The organism is Scytonema sp. PRP1, from assembly GCF_036697665.2.
GTDB lineage: Bacteria > Cyanobacteriota > Cyanobacteriia > Cyanobacteriales > Nostocaceae > Kalymmatonema > Kalymmatonema gypsitolerans.
On the sequence record NZ_JBAHYJ020000113.1, the window covers coordinates 1 to 23555 of the forward strand.

A 23555-nucleotide genomic window follows, 5' to 3' on the forward strand; every position below is an offset into this window, starting at 1 on the left:
TTTGAACAGTCAAAAGTGTGTTAAATCTCTTAATAAAGTTCGTTAATAATTGAGGCGACACTTAGATGCCTGATATTGTAGATACTGCGATTAACGCAGGTTCTTTCAACACTCTGGTAACGGCTATTACCACTGCTGGTCTTGATACTGCGCTCAAGGGTTCTGGTCCATTTACCGTTTTTGCGCCAACAGACGAAGCTTTTTCCAAGCTAGAATCAGGATTTGTGGAATCACTGCTAGAGGATGTCATCGAGCTCAGAAAGGTTCTAGAATATCATGTGGTCTCTGGCAAAATTGCAGCGGCTGATTTAGCCCAGCTGAAACAGGCGACAACGACTGCGGGATCAGATCTTAAGATTGATGCCTCCAATGGTGTTAAAGTGAACGACGCTACAGTTGTGACTCCGGATGTCGCAGCTGATAATGGTGTGATTCATGTGATTGACACTGTGTTGGTTCCTCAATAAGTATTGTTGGTGAAAAGTGCGACAACCATTACCAACGGTCTGAAATGATGTACCGGGTTTAACACGACAATCCCATCTCTTTGGATTTTCATTCTTTAAGACTTTTGTTTAATACGGTAAATCTATTAGTTTACCGTATTAAAATTTTATGGTAGTATTACTCATAGTTGTTCAATCACAAATTACTTAGAGGTCTAAAGGTACGAAGAATGAAAATCAAAAACTCTAATTGATAGCTTAAATAACTATTTTCTCTACTAAAGGTGCATTAAGTGAGGTTGGGTTGTAAAAACAGGTTGAATCTTGAAACTGTATGTGAAGAACCACAGGTTTCCCTATTACATACATTGGCAACTGGGTACTGAAGCGTCAACGACCGACAGTCACAGCATATTCATAAAAGACTAAAACATGAATTCTCAACAGGACTCCGCTCCAACCACTGAGACTAATACTAGCTCCATGCTGGCAGAGCGTAGTACGGTTTTTCTTTTGGCTATCACCTGCGGCTTGTCGGTGGCTAACGTGTATTATAACCAACCGCTACTTGCAGAGATAGGACGAAGCTTTGATATCTCTGTGCAGCAGGTGGGATTTATCCCTACTCTCACTCAAATAGGCTATGCAGTGGGGTTACTGTTTTTAGTCCCTTTGGGTGACAAGGTGGAACGCCGGGGATTAATCGTTAAAATGCTATTTCTGCTTGCTTGTGCCTTGGTGGCGACGGCTCTATCACCCAATATCACCTGGCTGTCTGTGTCGAGTTTGATACTTGGTTTCAACAGTATCGTCGCACATCTGATTATCCCGTTTGTGGCACGGATGACTCCTGTAGCCGAGAGGGGTAAGGTGATTGGAACGCTGATCAGTGGAGTCATTGTCAGTGTCCTTCTGGCGCGAGCAGCGAGTGGAATTGTTGGGAACATTCTGGGTTGGCAAGCTATATACTGGATCGCAGCCGGTTTGATGATTGTTCTCGCCTTTGGGATTCGAGGGCGGCTTCCCGTAAGCAAATCATCTGACAAACTGTCGTACCAGCAACTGATGCAAAGTCTTGGGGATCTCGTCCGCCAGCAACCCGTATTGCGTGAAGCCGCGCTCAACATAGCACTGATATTTGCGGCATTTAATGCTTTCTGGGTGACTCTGGTTTTTCGACTAGAAGCACCACCGTATTATTACGGCAGTCAAGTCGCTGGATTGTTCGGCTTCGTTGGCATAGCTGGGGCGATCGCGACTCCCTTCATCGGCAGGCTTGTAGATAAGTGGGGTGCGAGAGTTTTAGTAGGATTAGCCCTTGCTCTGAGTCTATCAGGCTTTGTCATAATTTGGATTGCCGGAAATTATTTGATAGCTCTCATACTAGGGGTGTTGCTCCTTGACTTGGCTATGCACGGAGCTTATGTCTCGAACCAAGTTCGCGTCTATAATTTGGTTGCCAATGCGGAGAGCCGTTTAAATACTGTATATATGGTGACTAACTACACTGGTGGCGCACTCGGTTCTTTTCTTGGCACTTATAGCTGGGCTATGTGGAAATGGAACGGCGTTTGCGCTCTGTGTCTTTCCGTGTTAGTCGTTGCTTTAGTCGTTCATTTGAGTGGACGTAGAAGTCGTCTTGGGCTTTGAGTTTAGTGTTGAATTTCTAACGAACCACAGAGGCACAGAGGAGGACACTTCCGTGCGGTGAGACCAGTGCTGCAGTCCTTGTTTCCCGACAGCAGGCAACTGGCGTAAGCGCAAAGCGCAGGCTCCGCCAACGCGTAGCGTGCCGAAGGCATACCCGAAGGGGGGTTCCCCCCGTTGAGGAAAGTGTCCGTTAACACAAAAGAGAAAAATGAGGAAATATTTCTTTTAACCAGTAAAGGAATCAATCTTATGACACACTTATTTGAACCCCTCACAATTCGCGCAGTCACTTTTCGCAACCGGATTGCTGTTGCACCAATGTGTCAGTATTCTAGTACAGATGGATATGCCAATGATTGGCATTTAGTTCATTTGGCAAGCCGTGCTGTTGGCGGTGCGGGTTTAGTAATCACAGAAGCGGCGGCGGTGGAACCGCGAGGACGCATCAGTCCTCAAGATTTGGGGATTTGGTCAGATGCACATATTGAGCCACTCGCAAAAACCGTAGAACTCATTCACAATTTGGGTTCTATTGCAGGGATTCAACTTGCTCATGCAGGAAGAAAAGCCAGTACAGCACCACCTTGGGAAGGTGGAAAAGTCGTCGATGAATCTGCTGGCGGTTGGCGTCCTGTGGTTTCTAGCAGTGCGATCGCTTTTACTGAAAATCACCCTGTTCCAGAAGCATTAAATAGCGAAGGAATTGCACAAATTATTCATGCTTTTGTGCAAGCTGCAAAACGCTCTGTGGAAGCTGGATTTAAAGTGATTGAAATTCACGCGGCTCATGGCTATTTATTGCATCAATTTCTCTCGCCTTTGAGCAATCATCGAGAGGATGAATATGGAGGGAGTTTTGAAAATCGTACTCGTTTCTTAAGAGAAGTTGTCAGCGGGGTACGAGAAGTTTTGCCCGAAGGTTATCCTCTTTGGGTGAGAATTTCAGCAACAGATTGGGCAGAAAATGGCTGGGATATTGAGCAAAGTATCGCGCTTGCAGATAAACTCAAAACTCTGGGTGTCGATTTCATTGACACCTCAAGTGGTGGTACTTTACCAAAGGTTAATATTCCTTATGGTCCTGGTTATCAGACTCAGTTTGCTTCAAGAATTCGCAATGAAGCAAATATTTTGACTGGCGCTGTAGGTTTGATTACATCACCAGAACAAGCTGACCATATTATTCGCACTGGTCAAGCAGATGTTGTATTACTTGCGCGAGAATTGCTACGCAATCCTTACTGGCCATCATATGCTGCGAAAACGTTAGGAAAAGATCAAGTTTCGCCCGTTCAGTATGAGCGAGCATGGCTTTGAATTTCCAAAACTATTTTCAACAACAAATTCTACTTTTCCAGAGTACCATCTGACAGGCTTTGAGATATTCTGTGGCATAGCCCTACCTACTATTTGTGGTTTAATCATTTGAAAAGGGCTGTAAGGTAAAGATAATGACAGAAATAACGCGCCGCAAATTTATCGCAACTGCTACCCTGGCGACGGGCTTTGCCCTCGCAGTGCAACCGATTTATGCCCAAGTCATCACCACCGATGCCAAGGGGTTGGTAGCTGGTGCGGTGAAAATTCCCGTCAAAGATGGGGAAATTCCTGCCTACAGAGCCATGCCTGCTACTGGTAAAAATTTCCCAATAGTCCTGGTGATTCAGGAAATCTTCGGTGTACATGAGCACATTCAGGATGTCTGCCGTCGTTTTGCCAAGTTGGGGTACGTGGCGATCGCTCCGGAATTGTTCGTTCGTCAAGGCGATGTCTCAAAATTAAGCAGCGTAGACGAAATTCGCCAGGTGGTCGCTAAAGTGCCAGATGCCCAGGTGCTGTCGGATCTTGATGCCACGACGGAGTGGGCTGTAAAGTCAGCTCAAGGTAATGCCGGTAAGTTGGGGATTACGGGCTTTTGCTGGGGTGGTCGCATTACCTGGTTGTACTCCGCACACAATCCCAAGGTTAAGGCAGGCGTAGCGTGGTACGGGCGACTGGTGGGCGATGCTACCGAACTAACGCCCAAGCATCCCGTTGATATTGCGTCTACTCTGAAAGTCCCCATTCTCGGACTCTACGGCGGTCAAGATACGGGCATTCCCCTGGATACTGTGGAGCAAATGCGATCGCGTCTTGCGTCCAGCAGCAGCAAATCCGAAATCATTGTCTACCCCGATGCACCTCATGCCTTTTTTGCCGATTATCGCCCCTCTTACCGCGAGAAAGAAGCTCTTGATGGCTGGCAACGCCTCCAGGCATGGTTTAAACGGCATGGCGTGTAAGTCTAAAGAATGAACTGCTCCAGTTGATTTTTCTTTACACGAAAAGCGCTTCAGCGGAGAATACGAGCAGCGCTGAGCATCAGGGGCGCTGTGAGTAGCAGCAAAAGTGTGGGCAGACCAAAATAGATTCCTGCGTAAATGGCGTTAGTAGCGCGTGTCTTGGTATGGTCGATACTAAGCCAAACATTCATCACGCCAAGATTAATGATCCCAAGCACAAAGTGTAGGGCTAGCACGGCGATCGCAAGACCGACAATCCAGCGCGTTGCTAAGTTCAGCCGTTGCCCCCAAACGATAACGACCAGTATCAGTGCAGCGGCGAGAGCAAGCCAGCGGATGACCATGACAGCCAAGAAGATGATGACGGCTTCATTGGCAGTGATTCCAGGGTGTGTAAACGGGGAGAGGGGCAACGACCACAAAAGCAGCAGGGCGGTGGTGCCAAGCGTTGCAAACCAGCAACCCCAGAAGAGAACTTGTTCCATGACACTTATCGATTAGGCTATCAATATAGACTAGTCAGGAGTGCGGAACAATAGAAAAAATCAGATACAAAATGATAGTTTGCTCGGCATTACTGGGTCGGAACAAGAGGAAGACAAATCGCAAGATTAATTATCCAATTCACTTCGCGAGGCACAATCGCGAAGTATTTTTCTCCCTTCTGTGTTTTTTAGAAATTGGCATGCTCCCGCCGAAAAAGCGATTTAAAAGCGATCGACAGCTAGCAAGGGCTTGAAGATAAAGCCTTCCTACCCAGTACATATGGATATTAACCAACAAAAAGAACAATTTAGCATCAGCTATATTAGAGCGATCGCCGCCGTTGCGGGTGCGGCAGGTAGTACAGTGACAATCCGTACAAAAATATTTTTAGTATAAATTATGTATACTGAATAAGTATAGTTCTTACGTTAATATTATGATTTAGAGTCACTTATTTTGCTTTCTATGATTAAAATCCTGGACTAGGAACTTCTCTTAGTAAATAACTGAAATAGGTACAAGCCTTGGATGATTTACAATTTATTGACTAAGTAATAAATATAAATAATGACATTTAGTGAAAATCTGTGGGATAAATTTCTAACTTACGATAATTTTCTGCTGGCTTGGCAAAGAACAGTAAATGTTACTAGCCGTATGATTATTGATGAGTTGGGGTTTAAAATATTTGCATTTAATCTTGAAGCTAATCTAAAAGATTTAATAAGGCAAGTACAAGCAGAAGATTTTCCCTATACACCTCAAGCAATCATCTAAATCTGAGAATTGCGGCATCGCACTCACCCACAAGGCTTGGGCAAATAAAAGCTTATATTAGAATGCTAGATTACTTGCGCTTGCTGATTCTGGAATATTTGCGGTCTTACCAAAGTTCACAACAAGAATCTGCTCAAATTGAATAAGTTAAATGCCCTCCCGCTATATTTACTCGCGCCTAAGTTCGCGCCAAGTCCCCGACTTACTCCAAACAATCTTTGTCGCCGAACTCATCACCCCTGGATATCTGACATCCCCGTTATCGATAACACCGCCAATACTTTCCTTTATACTTTATTGGAACCAGCTAGATGTTAAAACATTCATAAAGGAATCATAAGTACCTCTGTTTATAGAATGCCGAAAAGAATCTCTCTTGGGTTCCTGCTGCTATTTTTAGGCACCCAGGTAGGTATTACCACCCTAAAACCAGTCCAAGCACAAACACCAGCTGTACCAACAGAAACCACCACAAAATCAATTTGTCCCGCCCAACTGGAAGCATCTGTAGATGCTGTGATCAATCGTCCTGTATTCAGTCGGGCGCGTTGGGGGATTCTAGTACAACCTTTGTCTTCTACCCAAATTCTTTACAGTCGGGATGCGCAAAAATACTTCACCCCAGCTTCCACAACTAAACTGCTGACAACAGCTGCTGCACTACAGCAACTTGGTACAAATTTTCGCATTCGCACCTCTGTCTATGGTGGTGGTAACGCTGTTTTGCGTGTTGTGGGTAGGGGAGATCCGAGTTTGACTGATGCACAATTGGCAGCTTTAGCAAAGCAGTTGAAACAGAGGGGTATTCAGAGAGTAAATCAGTTGATTGCTGATGATACTTATATTAAAGGAGATATTGTTCACCCCTCTTGGCAATGGGAGGATATACAGTCAGACTACGGCGCACCTATCAACAGCCTCATTTTAAATCAAAATGTTTTTAATGTAAGACTTCTGCCGCAAACTGTGGGCCAACCTCTCAAAGTTATCTGGACTGATATCAGTGAGGATAGACAGTGGCAAGTTATTAATCAGTCGGTAACAACAGCAGAAAACCAACCAACATTCACTAATGTTACCCGTGATTTGAAAGGACAAACTTTACGAATTCAAGGGCAATTGGCAGTAAATTCTGAACCTGCGTTGGTTAGTTTACCTGTTCTTGCTCCTGCTGAATATTTCTTACGTCGTTTTCGTAGTACTTTGATTGCAGAAAAAATCCCTGTTCTACAGATGTTTGTGTCACCTACTAGTGTCAAGAATGAAGAAGAATTAGCTAATGTGGAATCTCCGCCACTATCCGAACTGCTCGCACTGACAAACATCAATAGTAATAATCTCTTTGCTGAGTCATTGTTGAGGGCATTAGCTATTAAAAAACCACCCCTTGAAAATCAAACTTCTGCTGATGCAGGTTTGGAAGTGATGAAGGCGACGTTAACCCAGATGGGAGTCGATCCAGTTGGTTACTCTGTGGTAGATGGTTCAGGCTTATCTCGTAAAAACTTAATCAGTCCAGAAGCTTTGGTACAAACTTTGCAAGCAATGGCGAAATCACCAGCAGCGTTGGTGTATCGTGCATCTTTACCTGTAGCAGGTAGAAGCGGAACTCTGAAAAGCCGCTTTCAAAACACACCTGCTGAAGGTATTGTACAAGCAAAAACAGGCACGATGAGCGGTGTTGTTTCCTTGGCTGGATACCTGAATGCGCCCAGATATGGTCCAGTCGTTTTTAGTATTATGGTGAATCAAAGCGAACAGCCTGCAAGGGTTGTGCGGCAGGGAATGGATGAAATTGTGGTATTATTAGCTCAACTACAAAATTGTTAAGAGACTTCCAAATAAAAAAATATCCCAAATTTTCTTGTGGGATGGGTGTCCCCACCCGTCCCAGTATTCAGGGCGGGCAGGATGCCCACCCCACAAGATGGATAATTTATTTCTTGGAAATCCCTAAATCATTAATGTTAAATCACTGAGGCAAATCACCAAAGCGATCCCGATACTTTTGTAATATATCTTCTAGGTTTTGCGATCGCTCGCGTTCTGCTTCTAATTCTTGTTGTGCTTGTTCAGCGCGTTGCTTTTCTTGTTCAGCGCGTTGCTTTTCCTGTTCGGCACGTTGCTTTTCTTGTTCGGCACGTTGCTTTTCTTGTTCTAACTGCGCGTTCACCTCAGCGTAAGAGAAAAATTTACTACCATCAGGACGGTAAATTTGCAACTCCTCACCGGACATATCAAACCGGATACTCAACCGAGGACTCACCCAGTTTGCTATCTCTCCAATCGCATCTAGCCCATCCTCTGTTCTCAACCAACCTCTGAAAGTATTCTTGTCTGGATCGTAGATATAATATTCATCAACTCCATAGCGATCGTAAAACAGGAGCTTTTTATCCATCTCTGTAGAACTGTTACTGGGAGAGAGGATTTCAAAGACAACTTGAGGTGGGGTGTTGTCTTCCTCCCATTGTTTATACGAACCTCGGTCTCCCTTGGGTCTACCAAATGCCACCATCACGTCTGGTGCTGTGACAATAGTATTGCGACCTTTTACCGGATACCATAACAAATCCCCAGCAACAAAGACATTTGGATCATCAGCGTACAGCCAATCGAGATTTTGCTCAATCACCAAAATCCAGCGAAACTGCTTGGTATTATCCGCCATTGGCTTGCCGTCGCTTTCCGGGTAAATAACTTCTGCTGGAGTTGTTGCTAGGGATTGAGAAACCATAACCAAGCCCTTTGGATGCTTCAAACTTAGCACAATTTTAGCTTAGGGACTTCCAAATAAAAAAATATCCAACTTTTTCTTGTGGGATGGGCCGGACAGCCCGTCCTATAAACTGGGCGGCGGGGACCCACCCCACAAGATGGATAATTTATTTCTTGGAAATCCCTTAATCAAATCAACTAAGTAGTCTCCATGAACGACGTACACCATTACCCATGAAAAACTTATTAATCCCCCTCCTCGCTTGCGGGGAGGGGGTAGGGGGTGGGGTTTTTTCAACTTAGGAAGACATATATTAAATGTAAAATGACCTACTTAAAAATGACTATCTCTTCAATAATTCCTTAAAAGAGCGCAAACTGTAATTCAAGACTTTACCCGTATTAAATAGTTGATATCCAGCAAATAATAAAGCAGAAGATACAAGAATCGCAAAAAGATTAACTGACGCGAAGACATTGCCGGTAAACAGCATGAATGCGATTCCCAGCCCTATCAAAACCCATCCTATATTACGGTTTAAATGCCGTTGGGTTAAGACAATAACCCCTGTAACACATAACAGCACACCAGGAATACGTACAAACAGACCAATGTGAGTATTCGCAGATATTATCACAATTCCTGCAATCATTAGCACTAAACCGACAAGCTTGCTGGAACGATCCACGCGGGGTTGTTTGTTGTTCTCAACAACCTGAGGCTGCACAATCTCAGGCTGCACAATTTTAGCCTGAATGACTGTAGGTCGATGAATCGGTGTGGAATGAGAGGTAGAAACAAAATTTTGTTTATGTTGAAATATAAAAGTTACCTTTTCTTCCTGACCTAGGTCGATTTTATCTCCTATATTGAGGGGATAGCGCTGTTTTGGCTCTAGCTTTACATTGTTGAGAAACGTTCCGTTGGCACTTTCTACATCAATAATATAATAAGTGCTTTCTTCTACCTGAATCTCTGCATGCAGCCGAGAAACAATATCGGCATTTGGCAAAGCTAAAACATTGATGTCCGGGGCAATTTGGTCATTTGGCTTACCAATGCGAATGACAGCGAGATTCGGTGGTAACTCAAAAGAGGTGTTAGTTTGAACATGAAAAAGCTCTAAACTTAGCCCTGTTGTCTGTAATGTACTGAGGTTTTGCATGGCTTGCTTTTGGGGAGCAATTTTTCATTTTATCTAAATTGTCTTGTCTTGTGGCAAAAACGCTTCAGTGAGCATCAGAGTTTTCATTGTCTCATTTTTAATATCTATGGTACTTATTTCTAAAATTGTTCCAAACAGAATTTGAGATTAGATACTTCTGTATTCTTGTCCTCATTGCTCTCAATATTAACTAGTTCATAAATATCTACAAAGGACAGTTGAAAATCTATTGAAGCAAATGGCAACACTGCATCAAAAGATTCATACTCAGTTAGTGTCCAATTTCCTTGTACATTTTTGGTAAATTGCTCTACATAACAACTATCCTGGTCAATGACAATATATTCTTGAAATTCTAGAATTGACCGATAAAAGCGAAATTTATCTGCTTCTTTATGGTTATGAGCTAATTTTGACGAAACATGAATAATAACTGAAGGATTCATAACTGTGGTAGTATCAGTTTCCTCATAGATTGGTTCTCCCTCAATAACCATCACATCTGGATAAGTGTATAGGTTATATCGCGGTATCCACAAGCGTATATCGTTGATAAAGACTCGATAGTTTTGTCCTCTGAGAGCAAATTTCAAGAAAGCATAAATATTACCTGCAATTTGATTATGATTAGTTGTACTCCCCTTCATGGGCAATATTTCTCCATAGCGATATTCACTTTTGTAGTCACATTTTTCCGTGTGTGATGGCATCTCATCCTGATTTCACCGAAGAATTCTAAATTTAAAATTCAGAATGCAATCAGTGGGGGCGTATGTTGGCAAAACTCATTCGCTAGTCGTACAAAATACAGACGCGCTGAATTCTGACTCCTGACTTCTGAGTACTTTCTTGCTCACTTAAGCTATACTGCCACGCTTTCTGGCTTCCTTGTAAGAAGTTCCTACATTTTTGATGCCAGCTTTAATCATTTGTCGTTCAAGGAGGGCAAAGAACCGCGCCTTATCCCCACCACGTACGACTGCTTGATTGTGCGCTTCGGCGATCGCCACTGGATAGCCATATCCTTTCTGTACTTGTCCTAGCATGAGTCCCAGTGCAGAGTCTAACATAGCTGTGTTCTCCACTACCCATGATGGTACTTCTATCCGGGCAATTTCGGTACCCACATGCACGTAACAAAAGTAAATTTGTTGGTCTTCGTACAGTTCAAGAATGCGAACGTTACTGCGCCATAAGCAACCACGTTGTCCTGGTTTAAGTTGAGTGGACAAAAGAGTCGTATCTCGTAAAGGTTCAAAAACTTTGCAAGGGACTTTTTCTAGTTGATTCGGGCAAAAGCTGGCACAATCTGGTACGGTGTGGGGACAAGCTAAAAGACGCAAAAAGTTCATCCCTTCAACGTTGCGCGAAGCACTCACATAGCCCATAAAAGGAATTTGAGCTTCCCGCAACTTCCGCCAAGCTTCTAGGATAGGCGGTAAAATGTGAGCGCGTGCATCTAAGGGTAATTGCTCTAAAAACCAGTAAATCAAAGAACCATCCACCATTGCTAGCGTAGGAACTTCTTTTGTCTCCTTGTCTTCTTTTCCCCCCCTTGTCCCTCTTTTACGCTACAACCCAGTTCTGCTAGCACAGTTGCTTCGCTGACTGTACGGCGGAAACTCATCCATTCTTCAGTACGAATACCCCACTTACGAGAAAGATATAAATCTTCTGTGCGATAAAATATCTCCGGCAAACTATCTAGAAGCGGGTAACGATTTTGTCCGTAGTGTAAGACAACTCTACCCATGTTGAGAAGATAGCAGTAAGCAATTTCGTGGTGACTGGGGGATATTTGGGAACCATCGGTAGCAATGACGGTATGAATTTTCGGGGGAACTGGGAGATCAATGCAGGTGTTGAGTGGTTCTATGGGGGTTGCATTGGCAAACAAGATGCGATCGCGCCATTTTTCCTGTCGCTGTACTAACTCTTCCTGACACTCTAAAGCATTTTGAAAATGTTTTTGAGCCAATTCTAAACGCTGGCGACTAGCAACCGCCTCTTGCGTCAGATGTTGACTCAAACCCTGCATTTGTCCGGTGATTTTAGTAAGATCAAGCATAATCGTAAGTCCTGAGTTTTGAGCCTGAGTCTTGAGTGTTCAAATAAAGGTACTCACCACTCATGACTCAGAACTATCTTAAAACAGTGAACAGTGAACAGTACCAGCCGCAGCGGGCTGGTGTGGTTGTACTGACACCAACGCTTATGCCTACGGCACGTCTCTTGACGAACGGTGCACAGGAGTGTGGTGTTTCCCCCAAAGGATGAAACTGATAACTGATAACTGGTAACTGGTAACTGTTAAAGCCACTCAGAGAAATCTTGAGCAAACTGAGTGAGTGATAACAACTCAAGTTGTGGGTCATTTTGAGCAGTCACTTTGTCAGTTGGGATATTGTAACCCCAGTCTGCAAGGAAAAGTTTCACTCCTTCAAGATCTGGTTGCTGTTGGACAAGCTGTAATGTTTTCAGCCGATCTTCTACAAACCATAAACTCTCTGGTGAGGTATTTGTCGCCTGAATTAATTCTCGCAGAATTTCGTGTTTCGGACGCTTCACCTCTTTGCCAAAAATGGCTTCTCGTGGTATATCTAACCCTCCTTGTTGTAATAGCTGCTGTGTGAAACGCCCTTCTTTTGTGGTAATGATATATAGATGAACTGTGCTGGTAGCGGTTGCTTTGAGTTTTTCCACCACACCTGCATAAAACTTATGCAAACTCAGCCAACCGTTTAGATCTGTAGCAATCCATTCATCCCGTATCTTGTCTAGTTTACTGCCAATTTCTGCCCCTTTCAGATTGTCTCTTAACAAAATTTGTTGGGCAATTTTTGCCCATTCTTGAAGAATTTTTTCTTCAGGAATTCCTTCTACCAATGCTTTGACTAAAACGGGCATTTCCCAACCAGTTTCAATCACAGGTCTCAGCTGATAGAACTTAGAGGCTAAATCATTTGCTGGTGTATCTTGCTGTGGCAACCAAACTTTACAATAAGTACGCCAGGCTACTTCAAAATATTCAATCAATCCGTCGCAAATCACACCATCAAAGTCCAAAGCCAGAATTGTGGGAGTCATTGCCGTCATTGTTTTGAGGTTAATTAACTTTCAATAAGGCTGCTGTAGACAGCTTACCTGACAAATTCAACTTATGCAGTAGTTATGTCAACGGTTCGCTAATGTGCCAGATGACCTACTGTACCTATGACCCACGAAAGTTTACTGACACTGCTAGAATAGTGGCTACTAAGCAGATGTACTACTAAGTTGAATTTTTTAAGCTAAGTTTACCAAAAAAATAAGTAGATTTATCAAGCCTTTAAGTATACCTCTAGGGTTAAGAATGAATTGGCATTGTAGATACCAATATAGTGATCCAAGTTTGAGCAAGTCATATTTATGAGAAGAAGATTTTTAAGCGTCTTAACAGCTGCTAGCGCATTGGCAGGGATTGTCGGAATTACTGAAGCTGCTCATGCGGCTACAGTCACATACACTACAGCATATAACCCGCCTACAGACGGTTCAGTGCCTTATGCAGGTTTTGGTTACACAGACATCATTAACGCACCTCTGAGTATCCAAAAGTTTGACTCATCTCTTGGCACACTCGATAGTGTGAAGATAGATTTTATCGGCGATATAAAAGGAGATGCAGGGTTTGAAAACAGAAGCCCACAAGCATCTACAGTCACAGTAGATCTTTCTGGCGATCTGAAATTGCAACTGGCTGATGGGACATCTGTTGCCGAGTTTACTCCGCGACAGGATTACAGTTATGATGTCGCCAAATATGACGGTACGACTGATTTTGGTGGGACTTCTGGGAAAACGGTTGAAGGACTCACGGCTAGTCAGTCTGCTACAAAAACTTACATCGACAACATCTTATTGCAGTCTTTTACTGGCTCTGATAACCTAAACTTATTGTTTTCTGCAACAGCGAAATCAACTGTTTCTGGATCAGGCAACATCATATCCTATGTGACAACATATGCTAAAAGCAATGTCGAAGTTACATATGACTACCAACCGAGAAAAGTACCGGAACCCTCTGCCATACTTGGAATAGGCGTCATGGCTGGCGTTGGTTTGTTGGTACAGAGAAACAGAAGTTTGAGCAAAGCTTAGCAGGTTTCATGCGATTCCCTTCGTAAACAAGAGAAAATGAGACCACAAAAACACGATCCCCGACTTCTTTAAGATGTCGGGGATCTGAAGAACTCAATAGCCTAGGACACACCACAGATAATCCATCTGTGTCCATCTGTGTCCATCTGTGGTTCTAAATATCCATTAATCTGACGTGAGTTCGATATATTCTGATTTGACCCCTCTCCAAACCTCTCCCCGAAGCGGGGAGAGGCTTAAAAAGCCTATTCTTTCGTACGTGCGTTGGGGATTTTGCCCCTTCCCTTGTAGGGAAGGGGTTGGGGTTAGGTTTCGTCGAACTCACGTTAATCTGCTATAATTACACCGACTTACGACTTGGTATAAGAACACCATGTCTAGGACTAAATAGCATAGCTAACAAAAATAATCCGGAGACAACTAAAACAATCGCTGGTCCTGAGGGAAAATTGTAAAAATAGCTGAGATACATCCCACAAATACTAGAAAACACCCCAATGAACGCCCCCAAAATCATCACCTCATGGAGGCGTTTCACTAATAAATAGGCGGTTGCTCCCGGTGTAATCAAAAGTGATAATACCAGAATGACACCTACAGCTTTCATGCTAGCGACGATAGTAAGAGCAATCAGCAGCATGAGCCCAAAATTGAGGCGATTGACTGGTAATCCTGCTGCTTTAGCACCTAAAGGGTCAAATGTGTAAAATAGCAGTTCTTTGTATAGTAAAAAGACAGTCAACAAAACAACAGCCGCAATAATCGCTGTATCTCTCACTTCTTGAACAGTAACACCGAGAATATTTCCGAAAAGGAAGTGATTGAGGTCGATTTTATTGTCTTTTTGAATAACAGTAATGAGGGTGACACCAAGAGCAAAAAATGCCGAAAACACTATCCCCATTGCGGCGTCTTCTTTAATGGGAGAACGCGTTCTAATCCAGGCGATCGCCATTGTACTGATCACACCAGCAATAAATGCCCCAATGTAAATATTCGCTCCCAACAAAAAAGCGATCGCCAGTCCTGGTAAAACCGAGTGACTGATAGCATCACCCAGCAAAGCAAGCCGCTGCACCATTAAGTAGCTACCAACAATCGCACATAATAAGCCTACTAAAATGGCAATGACAAGCGACCTCTGCATAAAGCCGTATTGTAAAGGCTCAATCAAAGCTTGCAACATAGTCATTAGTCATTAGTCCTTTGTCATTAGTAAAATACTTTCAACTTTTGACTTTTGACTTTATCATGCTGCTTTTGTCCAAAACATCACCTTTCCACCATAGGCGCGGGACAAATTTTCTTCAGTAAGAACCTGCTTTCGGGAACCTGTAGCGATTAACTCTCGATTTAATAAAATCAAGTCGTCAAAGTGGGTGATGGACTCTCCTAAGTCATGGTTGACGACTAAGACAATTTTACCTGCGGCGGTGAGTTCATGGAAAACTTCAAAAATTACCGCTTGGGTTTTCTGATCAATTCCAACAAACGGTTCGTCAAAGCAGAAAATTTCCGCTTCTTGCGCCAAAGCACGCGCTAAAAAGACCCGTTGCTGCTGTCCTCCTGAAAGTTCACCAATAGGACGGTTCTGGTATTGACTCATCCCAACTCGTTCTATTGCACTTTTTGCCACTTGGCGACTCACCACTGAAAACTGACGTAACCATCCTGTTTTCTTTACCCTTCCCATCATTACCACATCCCAAACTGTAGCAGGGTAACTCCAATCTATTTGGCTTCGCTGCGGGACATAGGCAATTTTCTCTAGTTGCTGCGTCAAGGGTTTACCTTGGTACTGTACTAAACCACTGCAAGGAACTAAGCCTAACATTGCCTTAATAAGCGTGCTTTTACCTGCACCGTTGGGACCAAAAATACCAGTCAGTCGTCCTGGTTTGACAGTGCAATTGACATCCCTCAAGGCTTCCTGAACACGGTAATGCACCCCTAAATGAGCGATTTGAATCGCTTCTGTAGCATTGGGATCAATACTATTTTGTACAGACGCGCCGCCTCTGGTCTCTACAACGGGCATTTCGCCAGCTGTATTCCTGAATAACGATAATTTTGGGTGCAAAGAGATGATTTTCATAACACTGCTTGAATAGTCCTTTGCTTGAGCTTACTATAAAAATGAAAGAAATATGAGAACATCTATAATTGGAAGTAATAACCAACATAAATGAAACTAATACTTCAGACGGAAGGCAGCAACCTCTACCAAAAAGTACAAGTCAAAAGCATAAGGAAAAAATTTTTTGTTTTTACCCACTTTCCTCAGCTTTGTCTGGGAATGCTGTTATCTTTCGCCTTGCTTAGTTGTACTCAACAAAACTCTAGCTCTTCTTCCTCCAGCAATGATAAGCCGAAAGTGGTAGCTACTAGTACCATCATTGCAGACTTAACACAAGAGGTCGGGGGAGATGAAATTCAACTCTCAGGAATACTTAAACCGGGTACTGACCCTCATGTGTACGAACCAGTACCGAAAGATACACAGGTTATGGAAGAAGCCAATTTGATTTTGTATAACGGCTACAACCTAGAACCAGGACTGATTAAGTTAATGAAATCTGCGGGGGAAAGGCGCGTCAGCTAGCGGTGGGGGAAGCTGTCAAGCCTTTGCAGTTGGATGAAGGGAAAAAAGGCAAAGTTCCAGATCCGCACGTTTGGGGTGATGTGAAGAATGCGATCGCCATGGTAAATGCCATTCGTGATGCTTTAATACAGTTATCGCCGCAAGACAAAGAAGAATTTACGAAAAAGGCACAGCAACTGACTGATGAATTAAAGCAATTAGATAGTTGGATAAGCGTGCAAATTCAAACCATCCCAGCAGATAAGCGCAAACTCGTGACGACTCACGATGCATTTCAATATTATGGACGTGCTTATCAAATACCCATTGCAGGCACTTTAATTGGTATCAGCACCGAAGAACAACCCAGCGCACAAACTGTGCAGCGGCTGGTAGAAGAAATTAAAAAGACTGGCGTTCCTGCAATTTTTGCTGAAACAACAATTAACCCAGCTTTGATTCAAACTGTTGCCGAAGAAGCAAAAATCAAATTAGCACCACGCGAACTGTATTCTGATTCAATTGGCGCGCCTGGAAGTGAGGGAGAGACTTACATCAAAATGATCGAGGCAAACACGCGGACTATTGTTGAAGCATTGGGGGGAAAATATACGCCGTTTCAACGTTCAATGAATCAATAAGCTTTCAAGAGCAATTATAAATTTAGCTGGCATAAAATTCTGCTTTTTATGACAATAACGCCAATTATTCGTTATATAGTCATAAATCTTGATCCCCAAATATTTGCCTCTACGGAAAAATTGACCCCGTGGTTATCATTTGAAATTTTTATATAATCCTTAAGATAGATGTGGTATTCTGAAATATCAGAATACAGTAGAGAATAGCTGCAGTATGGCTAGTTAAGCAAAACTAGTCAGCAGAAATTTGGAGGTGGCGCTGAAAGGGTGCAAAATGAACGGAAAAATACGTTGTTCGCAGGGAGTTTGGTTAATTCCAACTTCTTATAAAAGGAGGTAAAAAACCTGGAGCAAAAGTATATCAACCCTTGTTTAACGACCACTTTAAACCAGCTGAACCAAGAAAATCTATGAAAATTGCTCAAATTGCCCCCTTGTGGGAACGGGTTCCTCCTTCAACTTACGGAGGAATAGAACTCGTCGTGAGTCATCTGACTGATGAACTGGTGCGTCGCGGCCACGATGTCACTTTGTTTGCCTCTGGTGATTCGCAAACATTAGCTAGACTCCAAGCAACTCATCCTCGTGCATTGCGTTTAGACCCAAACATTAAAGAGGGTATGATGTACGAGATGCTACAGGCTAGCGAGGTTTACCAACAAGCGGAGGAATTCGACATCATTCATTCCCATGTGGGGATGTGGTCATTGGCATTAGCAAATATGGTGTCAACACCCACAGTGCATACCTTGCATGGGGCATTCACCAATGACAGCAGCAAAGTATTTACCCTTCATAGAACGCAACCATACATCAGCATCAGTGATGCCCAGCGTAAAGCAGATCTGAATTACGTCAGCACTGTTTACAATGGCATCAAGATACAAGATTACCCTTTTGTAGCGGAACCGAAAGAACCACCTTATCTGGCATTTTTAGGGCGCTTCTCGCCAGAAAAAGGACCGCAACACGCGATCGCCATAGCAAAACAAGCGGGTTGGCGCTTGAAGATGGCAGGGAAGGTTGATGTTGTAGACGTAAAGTTTTTTGAAAAAGAGATTGCCCCGCTTATTGATGGTAAGCAAATAGAATACTTGGGCGAAGTAGACCATGCTGCGAAAGTTCAACTTTTGGCTAACGCATCCATAACTCTGTTTCCTATTACCTGGCAAGAACCCTTTGGCTTAGTCATGATTGAGTCAATGGCAGCGGGTACACCAGTGATTGGTATTAATATGGGTTCCGTACCAGAAGTCATTGCTCATGGTAAAACAGGTTTTGTTTGCCAAACCTATGAAGAGATGGCGGATATGATTCCCGCTGCTTTGGAGTTAAATCGTCAAACCTGTCGAGAATATGTGGAAAACAGGTTTACGGTTACCCAAATGGTGGATGGGTATGAAGCCGTCTATGAACAAATCCTCAAAGACCGGATTCAGAAGAATGGATTCATTCATGCCCTAAGAAACTCGTTGGAATCAATAGCTTCTGTGAAGCTGTAATCAACAGCAGCTTTCTGCGCCAACGAGAAAAATGTCATCAACCCAGGACTAAAGCCACTAGACTCGTCCTAAACAAGTCGGCTGACTCCGGTGATGACTAGCCCATAACACACAACTTGGTACGCACTTCCGAATGCTTCTCTAGTTCGGATTATCTGCAAGACCTCTTGTTAGGTCGTGGTTAAAGACCAGTCATCTTAGTTGTGTTGGGCGAGGAGACAATTAACGGGTTTGCTGGTTCCTGGGATTATATCCATTTAAAAACCAGTCCCTTCCACGGGAATTAAAATCCCTCTCCTGACGGAGACGCTACGCGAACGTGTCGTGTTTCCTCCCATGCCATCCATGCGATGGCTTTCCACACTTACCCCGAGTTTTTATGAAGACGACAACGAATAGTTGTCCTTGTTGCGATAGTCCTTTGCTGCGTCATGTGCGTCACAAAGGTGTCTACTGGTTTTGTCAATCCTGCTGGCAAGAAGTCCCTCTGTTATCTATCAGTCGTCCGGACTCCTTGAGTCACAGACGTATTCGACAGCGCCCAATGTCATCCCAACTCATTCTGACGTAATGACAGCTAAAGTGCAGCGATAACAGCCTGCTATTTGCACCTCCAACCTCCAAAACACCTCCAAAACAGCTTCAATCAAGTCGAATAGGTCAAAGACCATCCAGTAAATAGTGCAGCGTTCATTCTGTTCTCGTAGACGTTAACTTAGCCAAGCTGGTTCCCATCTTTGGGTGTTGTTTGCATCTTTTTTTATGACACCCAATCACCGTGGTACCAGCTTTTATCTACTCAGACGTTTTGCAAACTAGATTGTTCCCAATGATTACTAATACCAATTCGACCTGAAGATGCTCTTAAAAAATGAGGCGGAGCCTTCTTAACTCGTTCCCAGGCTCAGCCTGGGAACAAGAAGTTGGATGCTCTGCATCCTTAAAAGGGACTTCCTTTCTTAAAAAGTATCCAACTTTTTTTGTAGGATGGAATTGGTGCCATTGGTGTCAATTTAAACCACAACCCTTTGACAATCTCGTTAAAATCTCGTTTCGGTGGTCTAAGCAGGAAATGCGGTGGGGGCGGCTAGTAACGCAAGTAAGGGAGGCACAGAGAGCCTCCCAGTAGGCATTCCCAGCCTGAGGCTGGGAACGAGGCAATCTCTAAAAGCTTGTTCTATACTGGTTTTCACCTTAAGTTGACTTACTTAGCTAGATGCCCAACGCCAGTCGCTGTCAGTTCGGGCTAACCCTCCTGGAGCTTACGCTCGCCCACACAAGATTGGATCATTTATTTGTTAGAAATCCCTAAATGGTTACTTAGTCACGAGCGCTACTAGCAGCGCTTATGATTAACTCTTCAACATTGCGTCGCATTGTGTTGCAAATCATATCCAAGGGTAGGTCATTTGGATCATGCCCGAAAGGCTCTTCGATTTCCGATCCAATTTCCTCAATACTTAATAAGGTGAAACTTACAAAAGCCGTTACTACACCAGTCCACCAAGTTAGATGACTGACTATCTCAATAGGTAATATCAGACAGAATATCAACAACAATTGCCTGAGTTTAATGCTATATATTAAGGGAAGTGGTGTTCTCAAAATGCGTTCACAGCCACCCAAAATATCTACCAAATCATCCACCAAGTTATGTAAGGTAGTCAGCTGATAAATATTTATACAATTACGCTCATGCTGATGCTGCAAATAATCTCTAATCCAGAAGGCAATTTGTAGTGGGGGATGTTGAGTATCTTTGAGCTTGAAATACTGGATATCAGACATCAATGGCGCTAACTGCTCGTCAACCGACTCTCCCCTTAGATGTAACTTCATCGCGATCGCAAAAGCAACTAATAGCCGCACAGTTGCCTCTTTTTTTACTCTATCCTTGGGTGACTGCTCTTTAACGATTATGAAAATTCCCTGAGCCAAGTTACGAACCGTATTGACTAAACTTCCCCACAATCGACGACCTTCCCAAAATCGCTCATTCGCTGTATTCGTCCGGAAAACCAATAACAAAGTAAAGCCAATATTGAAAGTCAAGATAGCATTGGTAAGGACACCGCTCTTTTGTGCGAATGCAATGGAAAACCCAAAATAGTATAATAATGATACTAAAAAACCATAGACACCACAAAATATTACCCAGGGAAGAATGACTGGAATAACTGACATTTCAAGTCGTAAACAGACTTGAAACCAATTCAGTTTTTCGCCAGTGTAGAGGTGATACTTTCCTGTAAAGGAATTTTTTTTCCTGCTTAGAAACTTTTTGCACCGTTCAAGTAGATTAGTGGAATTTGAGCGGGTCATGTATTATAGCTCCAAATTAATGAACACAGAACGTTCAACTTGACTTAGAAACCTTTAGAAATCAGTCTGCGTTTTGGGTTGGAGATTCCATTATTCCATGATTGATATTTTTGTTAACTTATATAAAGTTATACGAAAAGTATATTACCTTGCTTATGCAATATACTACTGTTGCTGATAAATATTTTTCAGCTTTTCCACAGACACTGCTATGGCTTAATTTCTCCATTCCAAAATCTAAAATATAAAATTGGTATAGTTACTCTAAACTACGTACACAGCCAAACATCAAAATTTTCCTCCCCAGCTTCCCGAATCAAAAACAGCTATTTTTAAATCAGCCTTGAGTCAATCTAACCCAGTGCCAAAGAACCTGCAAGAAACTCACTTAAATCGCGCTCGTGCTAGCCTAAGCCTTGCGTTGTCTTGGTATGGAAACCTTCGCAAACCCGGACAGTCGTCATCAAACTCGCAATTAGCAGGTTTGGTCAAACCAGAATTGGAACTTTTGACCACCACACTCAACAAACTTGACCATAACGTCATCCGCATTGCGGCTTTTGGTTTGGTAAGTCGTGGGAAGTCAGCGGTGTTGAATGCTTTACTAGGACAAAAGATTTTACAAACTGGTCCCCTCAACGGTGTGACTCAGTACCCTCGTTCCGTGCGTTGGAATCCTGGCGGTAAGGTGCAGGTGGAGTTAATTGATACACCAGGATTAGATGAAATTGAAGGAGAAGCACGGGCAGAAATGGCGCGGCAAGTGGTGCGTCAGTCAGATTTTATTCTCTTTGTAGTATCTGGTGATATTACCAGGACTGAGTATAAAGCGCTGTGTGAATTGCGACAAGCGCAAAAACCTTTAATTTTGGTCTTCAATAAGACAGACCTTTACCCGGATACAGACAAAACAGCAATTTACAACAATTTGCAACAGTTGGGCGCAGGAAATCCTCAAGGAAAACCCCTAAAACCTGATGAAATTGTGATGGTAGCGGCGGAACCTGCACCGATGGAAGTGCGCGTTGAGTGGTCTGATGGTCGTGTGACACATGAATGGGAAACACCACCGCCACAAATAGACGAACTCAAACAAACAATTCTGAAAATTCTTAATCGCGAAGGGCGATCGCTCTTGGCTTTAAACGCACTGATCCAAGCACGCGATGCACAAGAGGCGATCGCCCAAAAAACCCTCGACTTACGCCAACAACAAGCAGAAGACTTGATTTGGCAATATACCAAATACAAAGCTTTAGCAGTGGGGCTCAATCCCATCGCCTTCTTAGATATTCTCGGCGGAACAATTGCCGATTTAGCCTTAATTCGCTCGCTAGCACGGCTGTATGGTTTGCCAATAACCAGCTACGAAGCCGGGAAGATTTTAAAAACGATTTTATTCAGTTCTGGTGGCTTACTGCTAGGAGAATTAGGCAGCAGTTTGCTGTTAGGTTTGGGTAAAAGTACCGCCGCCATTGCTTCTGGAGAAAACCCAATAAATGTCACTGCTTATGCTGGAACTGCAATTACGCAAGGTGGTATCGCAGGTTACGGAGCATACGCTGTGGGAAAAGCGGCGCAAGTTTATCTGGAAAAAGGCTGTTCTTGGGGACAATTGGGAGCGAGTACAGTTATTAAAGAAATACTGGCTGAGGTGGAACCCAATACAATTTTGTATCGTTTGCGGCAAGAGTTGGGACAGCATCTTAGCTAAAAATATCTCGCGCAAAAACTTACTGCTTAGGTGGTAATTCTAAAGGAATCGGACCCAGTGAACCTTTACGAAAATCTGTTAAGAGAACCCGTGCAGTTTTTTCTACATCGCCTTTGTAACGATACTCTGCCAAAGCATGCAAGTATGCTTCTCCAGTCAGAGGCGTGGGGTCGAGTGTGTAACGCGATCGCAAAGGATGTTCTGGTAAAAAATCAGGATCATTGGTCTGACCATCTTTGATTATATCTACTAATGCCGCTGCTACTGTTTGATTGTCGTAAGATGCTTCACCTATATCGTCACAAATCGCTAACTTCAATGCTGCTTCTTGATTTTCCAACCTAGCAGGGATGACACCTGGAGCATCCAACAATTCCAGTTCCTCGGAAATTCGCACCCAACGCAATTGGCGAGTTACCCCAGGACGCGCTGCACTTTCCACCACTCGCCGTCCCAGCAAACGGTTAATTAAAGCTGATTTGCCAACATTTGGAAAGCCAATCACCACAGCACGGACTGGACGGGGTAACATCCCGCGACTTTTCCGCCGTTCATTAATTGCCACCCCAGCAGCTTGTGCCGCTTTTGACACCGCAGCCACACCTTGACCTTGCTGAGCATTGGTAAAATAAGGTACTTCACCCTGACTCTTGAACCACTGTGTCCACACTTGTCGTACTTGCGGCAAAATGATATCAACTCGATTTACCACCAACACCCGTGTTTTGCTTCCCACCCACTCGCTCATTTTGGGATGATGTGTTGCCAAGGGAATGCGGGCGTCGCGTACTTCCAATACGACATCGACAACTTTGAGATGTTCTTTGAGGTTTTTTTCAGCTTTAGCAATGTGCCCTGGATACCATTGAATGATATTTAGTTTATAGTTTTGAGTTATTGACATTTGTACGAGTGTCCTTTGTCGTTTGTCCTTTGTCAAATGACTTAGGACTGTTAATATTGTGTAGCGAACTGATAAAATAATATCTGTGGGCTGTGTGTGCAAATTGTAACCCAGCATTGGTCATGAGTAGGTTACAGCGCCCCTTTTGTCATTCGATTTCTTGCAAAAGTCATATAGAAATATTTAAAACCACAGATGCACACAGATTAACACAGATAAATCATCT

General features: G+C 43.4%; 20 protein-coding genes and 2 pseudogenes. 12 read left to right on the forward strand and 10 right to left on the reverse strand.

Features of this window, described 5'->3' with window-relative positions; genetic code table 11:
* Positions 1 to 65: 65 nt before the first annotated feature.
* The 4 genes from V5G28_RS29490 (at position 66) to V5G28_RS29505 (ending at position 4378) form a co-directional block, all read left to right on the forward strand.
* Positions 66 to 467, forward strand: coding sequence for a fasciclin domain-containing protein (locus V5G28_RS29490; RefSeq protein ID WP_332986959.1), 402 nt, complete (start codon positions 66 to 68; stop codon positions 465 to 467).
* Between the two features lie 411 nt (positions 468 to 878).
* Positions 879 to 2096 carry an MFS transporter gene (locus V5G28_RS29495; RefSeq protein WP_332986960.1) on the forward strand — a complete coding sequence of 406 codons (1218 nt, stop codon included), beginning with the start codon at positions 879 to 881 and terminating at the stop codon, positions 2094 to 2096.
* Between the two features lie 249 nt (positions 2097 to 2345).
* The gene (locus tag V5G28_RS29500) at positions 2346 to 3413 is read left to right on the forward strand and encodes an NADH:flavin oxidoreductase/NADH oxidase (RefSeq protein ID WP_332986961.1); all 1068 of its coding nucleotides are present in this window, start codon (positions 2346 to 2348) and stop codon (positions 3411 to 3413) included.
* A gap of 134 nt (positions 3414 to 3547) precedes the next feature.
* Positions 3548 to 4378, forward strand: coding sequence for a dienelactone hydrolase family protein (locus V5G28_RS29505; RefSeq protein ID WP_332986962.1), 831 nt, complete (start codon positions 3548 to 3550; stop codon positions 4376 to 4378).
* Between the two features lie 50 nt (positions 4379 to 4428).
* On the opposite strand, the gene V5G28_RS29510 is transcribed toward V5G28_RS29505, so the two are convergent.
* Positions 4429 to 4863 (reverse strand): hypothetical protein, encoded by a 435-nt coding sequence (locus V5G28_RS29510; RefSeq protein ID WP_332986963.1) that lies wholly within the window; start codon positions 4861 to 4863, stop codon positions 4429 to 4431.
* Between the two features lie 568 nt (positions 4864 to 5431).
* On the opposite strand from V5G28_RS29510, the gene V5G28_RS29515 reads away from it, so the two are divergent.
* Both V5G28_RS29515 and dacB read left to right on the forward strand, forming a co-directional pair.
* Positions 5432 to 5641: a hypothetical protein gene (locus tag V5G28_RS29515; RefSeq protein ID WP_332986964.1), complete on the forward strand. Its 210-nt coding sequence runs from the start codon at positions 5432 to 5434 to the stop codon at positions 5639 to 5641.
* Positions 5642 to 5998: 357 nt separating this feature from the next.
* Complete coding sequence (dacB, locus tag V5G28_RS29520; protein WP_332986965.1) at positions 5999 to 7471, forward strand: D-alanyl-D-alanine carboxypeptidase/D-alanyl-D-alanine endopeptidase; 1473 nt, start codon at positions 5999 to 6001, stop codon at positions 7469 to 7471.
* Between the two features lie 142 nt (positions 7472 to 7613).
* Here the strand turns inward: dacB and V5G28_RS29525 are convergent, their stop codons facing one another.
* The 4 genes and pseudogenes from V5G28_RS29525 to V5G28_RS29540 all read right to left on the reverse strand — a co-directional run bounded on the left by V5G28_RS29525 (position 7614) and on the right by V5G28_RS29540 (position 11593).
* Positions 7614 to 8378 (reverse strand): Uma2 family endonuclease, encoded by a 765-nt coding sequence (locus V5G28_RS29525; protein ID WP_332986966.1) that lies wholly within the window; start codon positions 8376 to 8378, stop codon positions 7614 to 7616.
* A 325-nt stretch (positions 8379 to 8703) separates the two neighbouring features.
* Positions 8704 to 9525, reverse strand: coding sequence for an FHA domain-containing protein (locus V5G28_RS29530; protein WP_332986967.1), 822 nt, complete (start codon positions 9523 to 9525; stop codon positions 8704 to 8706).
* A gap of 119 nt (positions 9526 to 9644) precedes the next feature.
* Positions 9645 to 10235, reverse strand: a complete 591-nt coding sequence (locus V5G28_RS29535) for a Uma2 family endonuclease (protein WP_332986968.1) — start codon at positions 10233 to 10235, stop codon at positions 9645 to 9647.
* A gap of 147 nt (positions 10236 to 10382) precedes the next feature.
* A pseudogene (locus V5G28_RS29540) lies at positions 10383 to 11593 on the reverse strand (DNA double-strand break repair nuclease NurA).
* 62 nt (positions 11594 to 11655) lie between these two features.
* On the opposite strand from V5G28_RS29540, the gene V5G28_RS29545 reads away from it, so the two are divergent.
* Positions 11656 to 11802 (forward strand): hypothetical protein, encoded by a 147-nt coding sequence (locus tag V5G28_RS29545; RefSeq protein ID WP_336231467.1) that lies wholly within the window; start codon positions 11656 to 11658, stop codon positions 11800 to 11802.
* Positions 11803 to 11835: 33 nt separating this feature from the next.
* Here V5G28_RS29545 and V5G28_RS29550 read toward each other — a convergent pair whose 3' ends face one another.
* Positions 11836 to 12621 (reverse strand): HAD family hydrolase, encoded by a 786-nt coding sequence (locus tag V5G28_RS29550; RefSeq protein WP_332986970.1) that lies wholly within the window; start codon positions 12619 to 12621, stop codon positions 11836 to 11838.
* Between the two features lie 312 nt (positions 12622 to 12933).
* Between V5G28_RS29550 and V5G28_RS29555 the strand changes: the two genes are divergently transcribed.
* Positions 12934 to 13665 (forward strand): choice-of-anchor E domain-containing protein, encoded by a 732-nt coding sequence (locus V5G28_RS29555; protein WP_332986971.1) that lies wholly within the window; start codon positions 12934 to 12936, stop codon positions 13663 to 13665.
* 340 nt (positions 13666 to 14005) lie between these two features.
* Here V5G28_RS29555 and V5G28_RS29560 read toward each other — a convergent pair whose 3' ends face one another.
* Together V5G28_RS29560 and V5G28_RS29565 are read right to left on the reverse strand one after the other, a co-directional pair.
* Positions 14006 to 14851, reverse strand: a complete 846-nt coding sequence (locus tag V5G28_RS29560; protein ID WP_332987254.1) for a metal ABC transporter permease — start codon at positions 14849 to 14851, stop codon at positions 14006 to 14008.
* A 63-nt stretch (positions 14852 to 14914) separates the two neighbouring features.
* Positions 14915 to 15703 (reverse strand): metal ABC transporter ATP-binding protein, encoded by a 789-nt coding sequence (locus V5G28_RS29565; protein ID WP_332986972.1) that lies wholly within the window; start codon positions 15701 to 15703, stop codon positions 14915 to 14917.
* A gap of 147 nt (positions 15704 to 15850) precedes the next feature.
* Between V5G28_RS29565 and V5G28_RS29570 the strand changes: the two are divergent.
* The 3 genes and pseudogenes from V5G28_RS29570 (at position 15851) to V5G28_RS29580 (ending at position 18960) form a co-directional block, all read left to right on the forward strand.
* A pseudogene (locus V5G28_RS29570) lies at positions 15851 to 16887 on the forward strand (metal ABC transporter substrate-binding protein).
* Between the two features lie 410 nt (positions 16888 to 17297).
* The gene (locus tag V5G28_RS29575) at positions 17298 to 18389 is read left to right on the forward strand and encodes a glycosyltransferase family 4 protein (RefSeq protein WP_332986974.1); all 1092 of its coding nucleotides are present in this window, start codon (positions 17298 to 17300) and stop codon (positions 18387 to 18389) included.
* A gap of 379 nt (positions 18390 to 18768) precedes the next feature.
* A complete protein-coding gene (locus V5G28_RS29580) occupies positions 18769 to 18960 on the forward strand; it encodes a hypothetical protein (protein WP_332986975.1) in 192 nt (63 codons plus the stop codon).
* 749 nt (positions 18961 to 19709) lie between these two features.
* Here V5G28_RS29580 and V5G28_RS29585 read toward each other — a convergent pair.
* A complete protein-coding gene (locus V5G28_RS29585; RefSeq protein WP_336231469.1) occupies positions 19710 to 20711 on the reverse strand; it encodes a bestrophin family protein in 1002 nt (333 codons plus the stop codon).
* Positions 20712 to 21054: 343 nt separating this feature from the next.
* On the opposite strand from V5G28_RS29585, the gene V5G28_RS29590 reads away from it, so the two are divergent.
* Positions 21055 to 22425 (forward strand): GTP-binding protein, encoded by a 1371-nt coding sequence (locus V5G28_RS29590; RefSeq protein ID WP_332986976.1) that lies wholly within the window; start codon positions 21055 to 21057, stop codon positions 22423 to 22425.
* Between the two features lie 19 nt (positions 22426 to 22444).
* Here V5G28_RS29590 and ylqF read toward each other — a convergent pair whose 3' ends face one another.
* Positions 22445 to 23329: a ribosome biogenesis GTPase YlqF gene (gene ylqF, locus V5G28_RS29595; protein WP_332986977.1), complete on the reverse strand. Its 885-nt coding sequence runs from the start codon at positions 23327 to 23329 to the stop codon at positions 22445 to 22447.
* Positions 23330 to 23555: the final 226 nt, after the last annotated feature.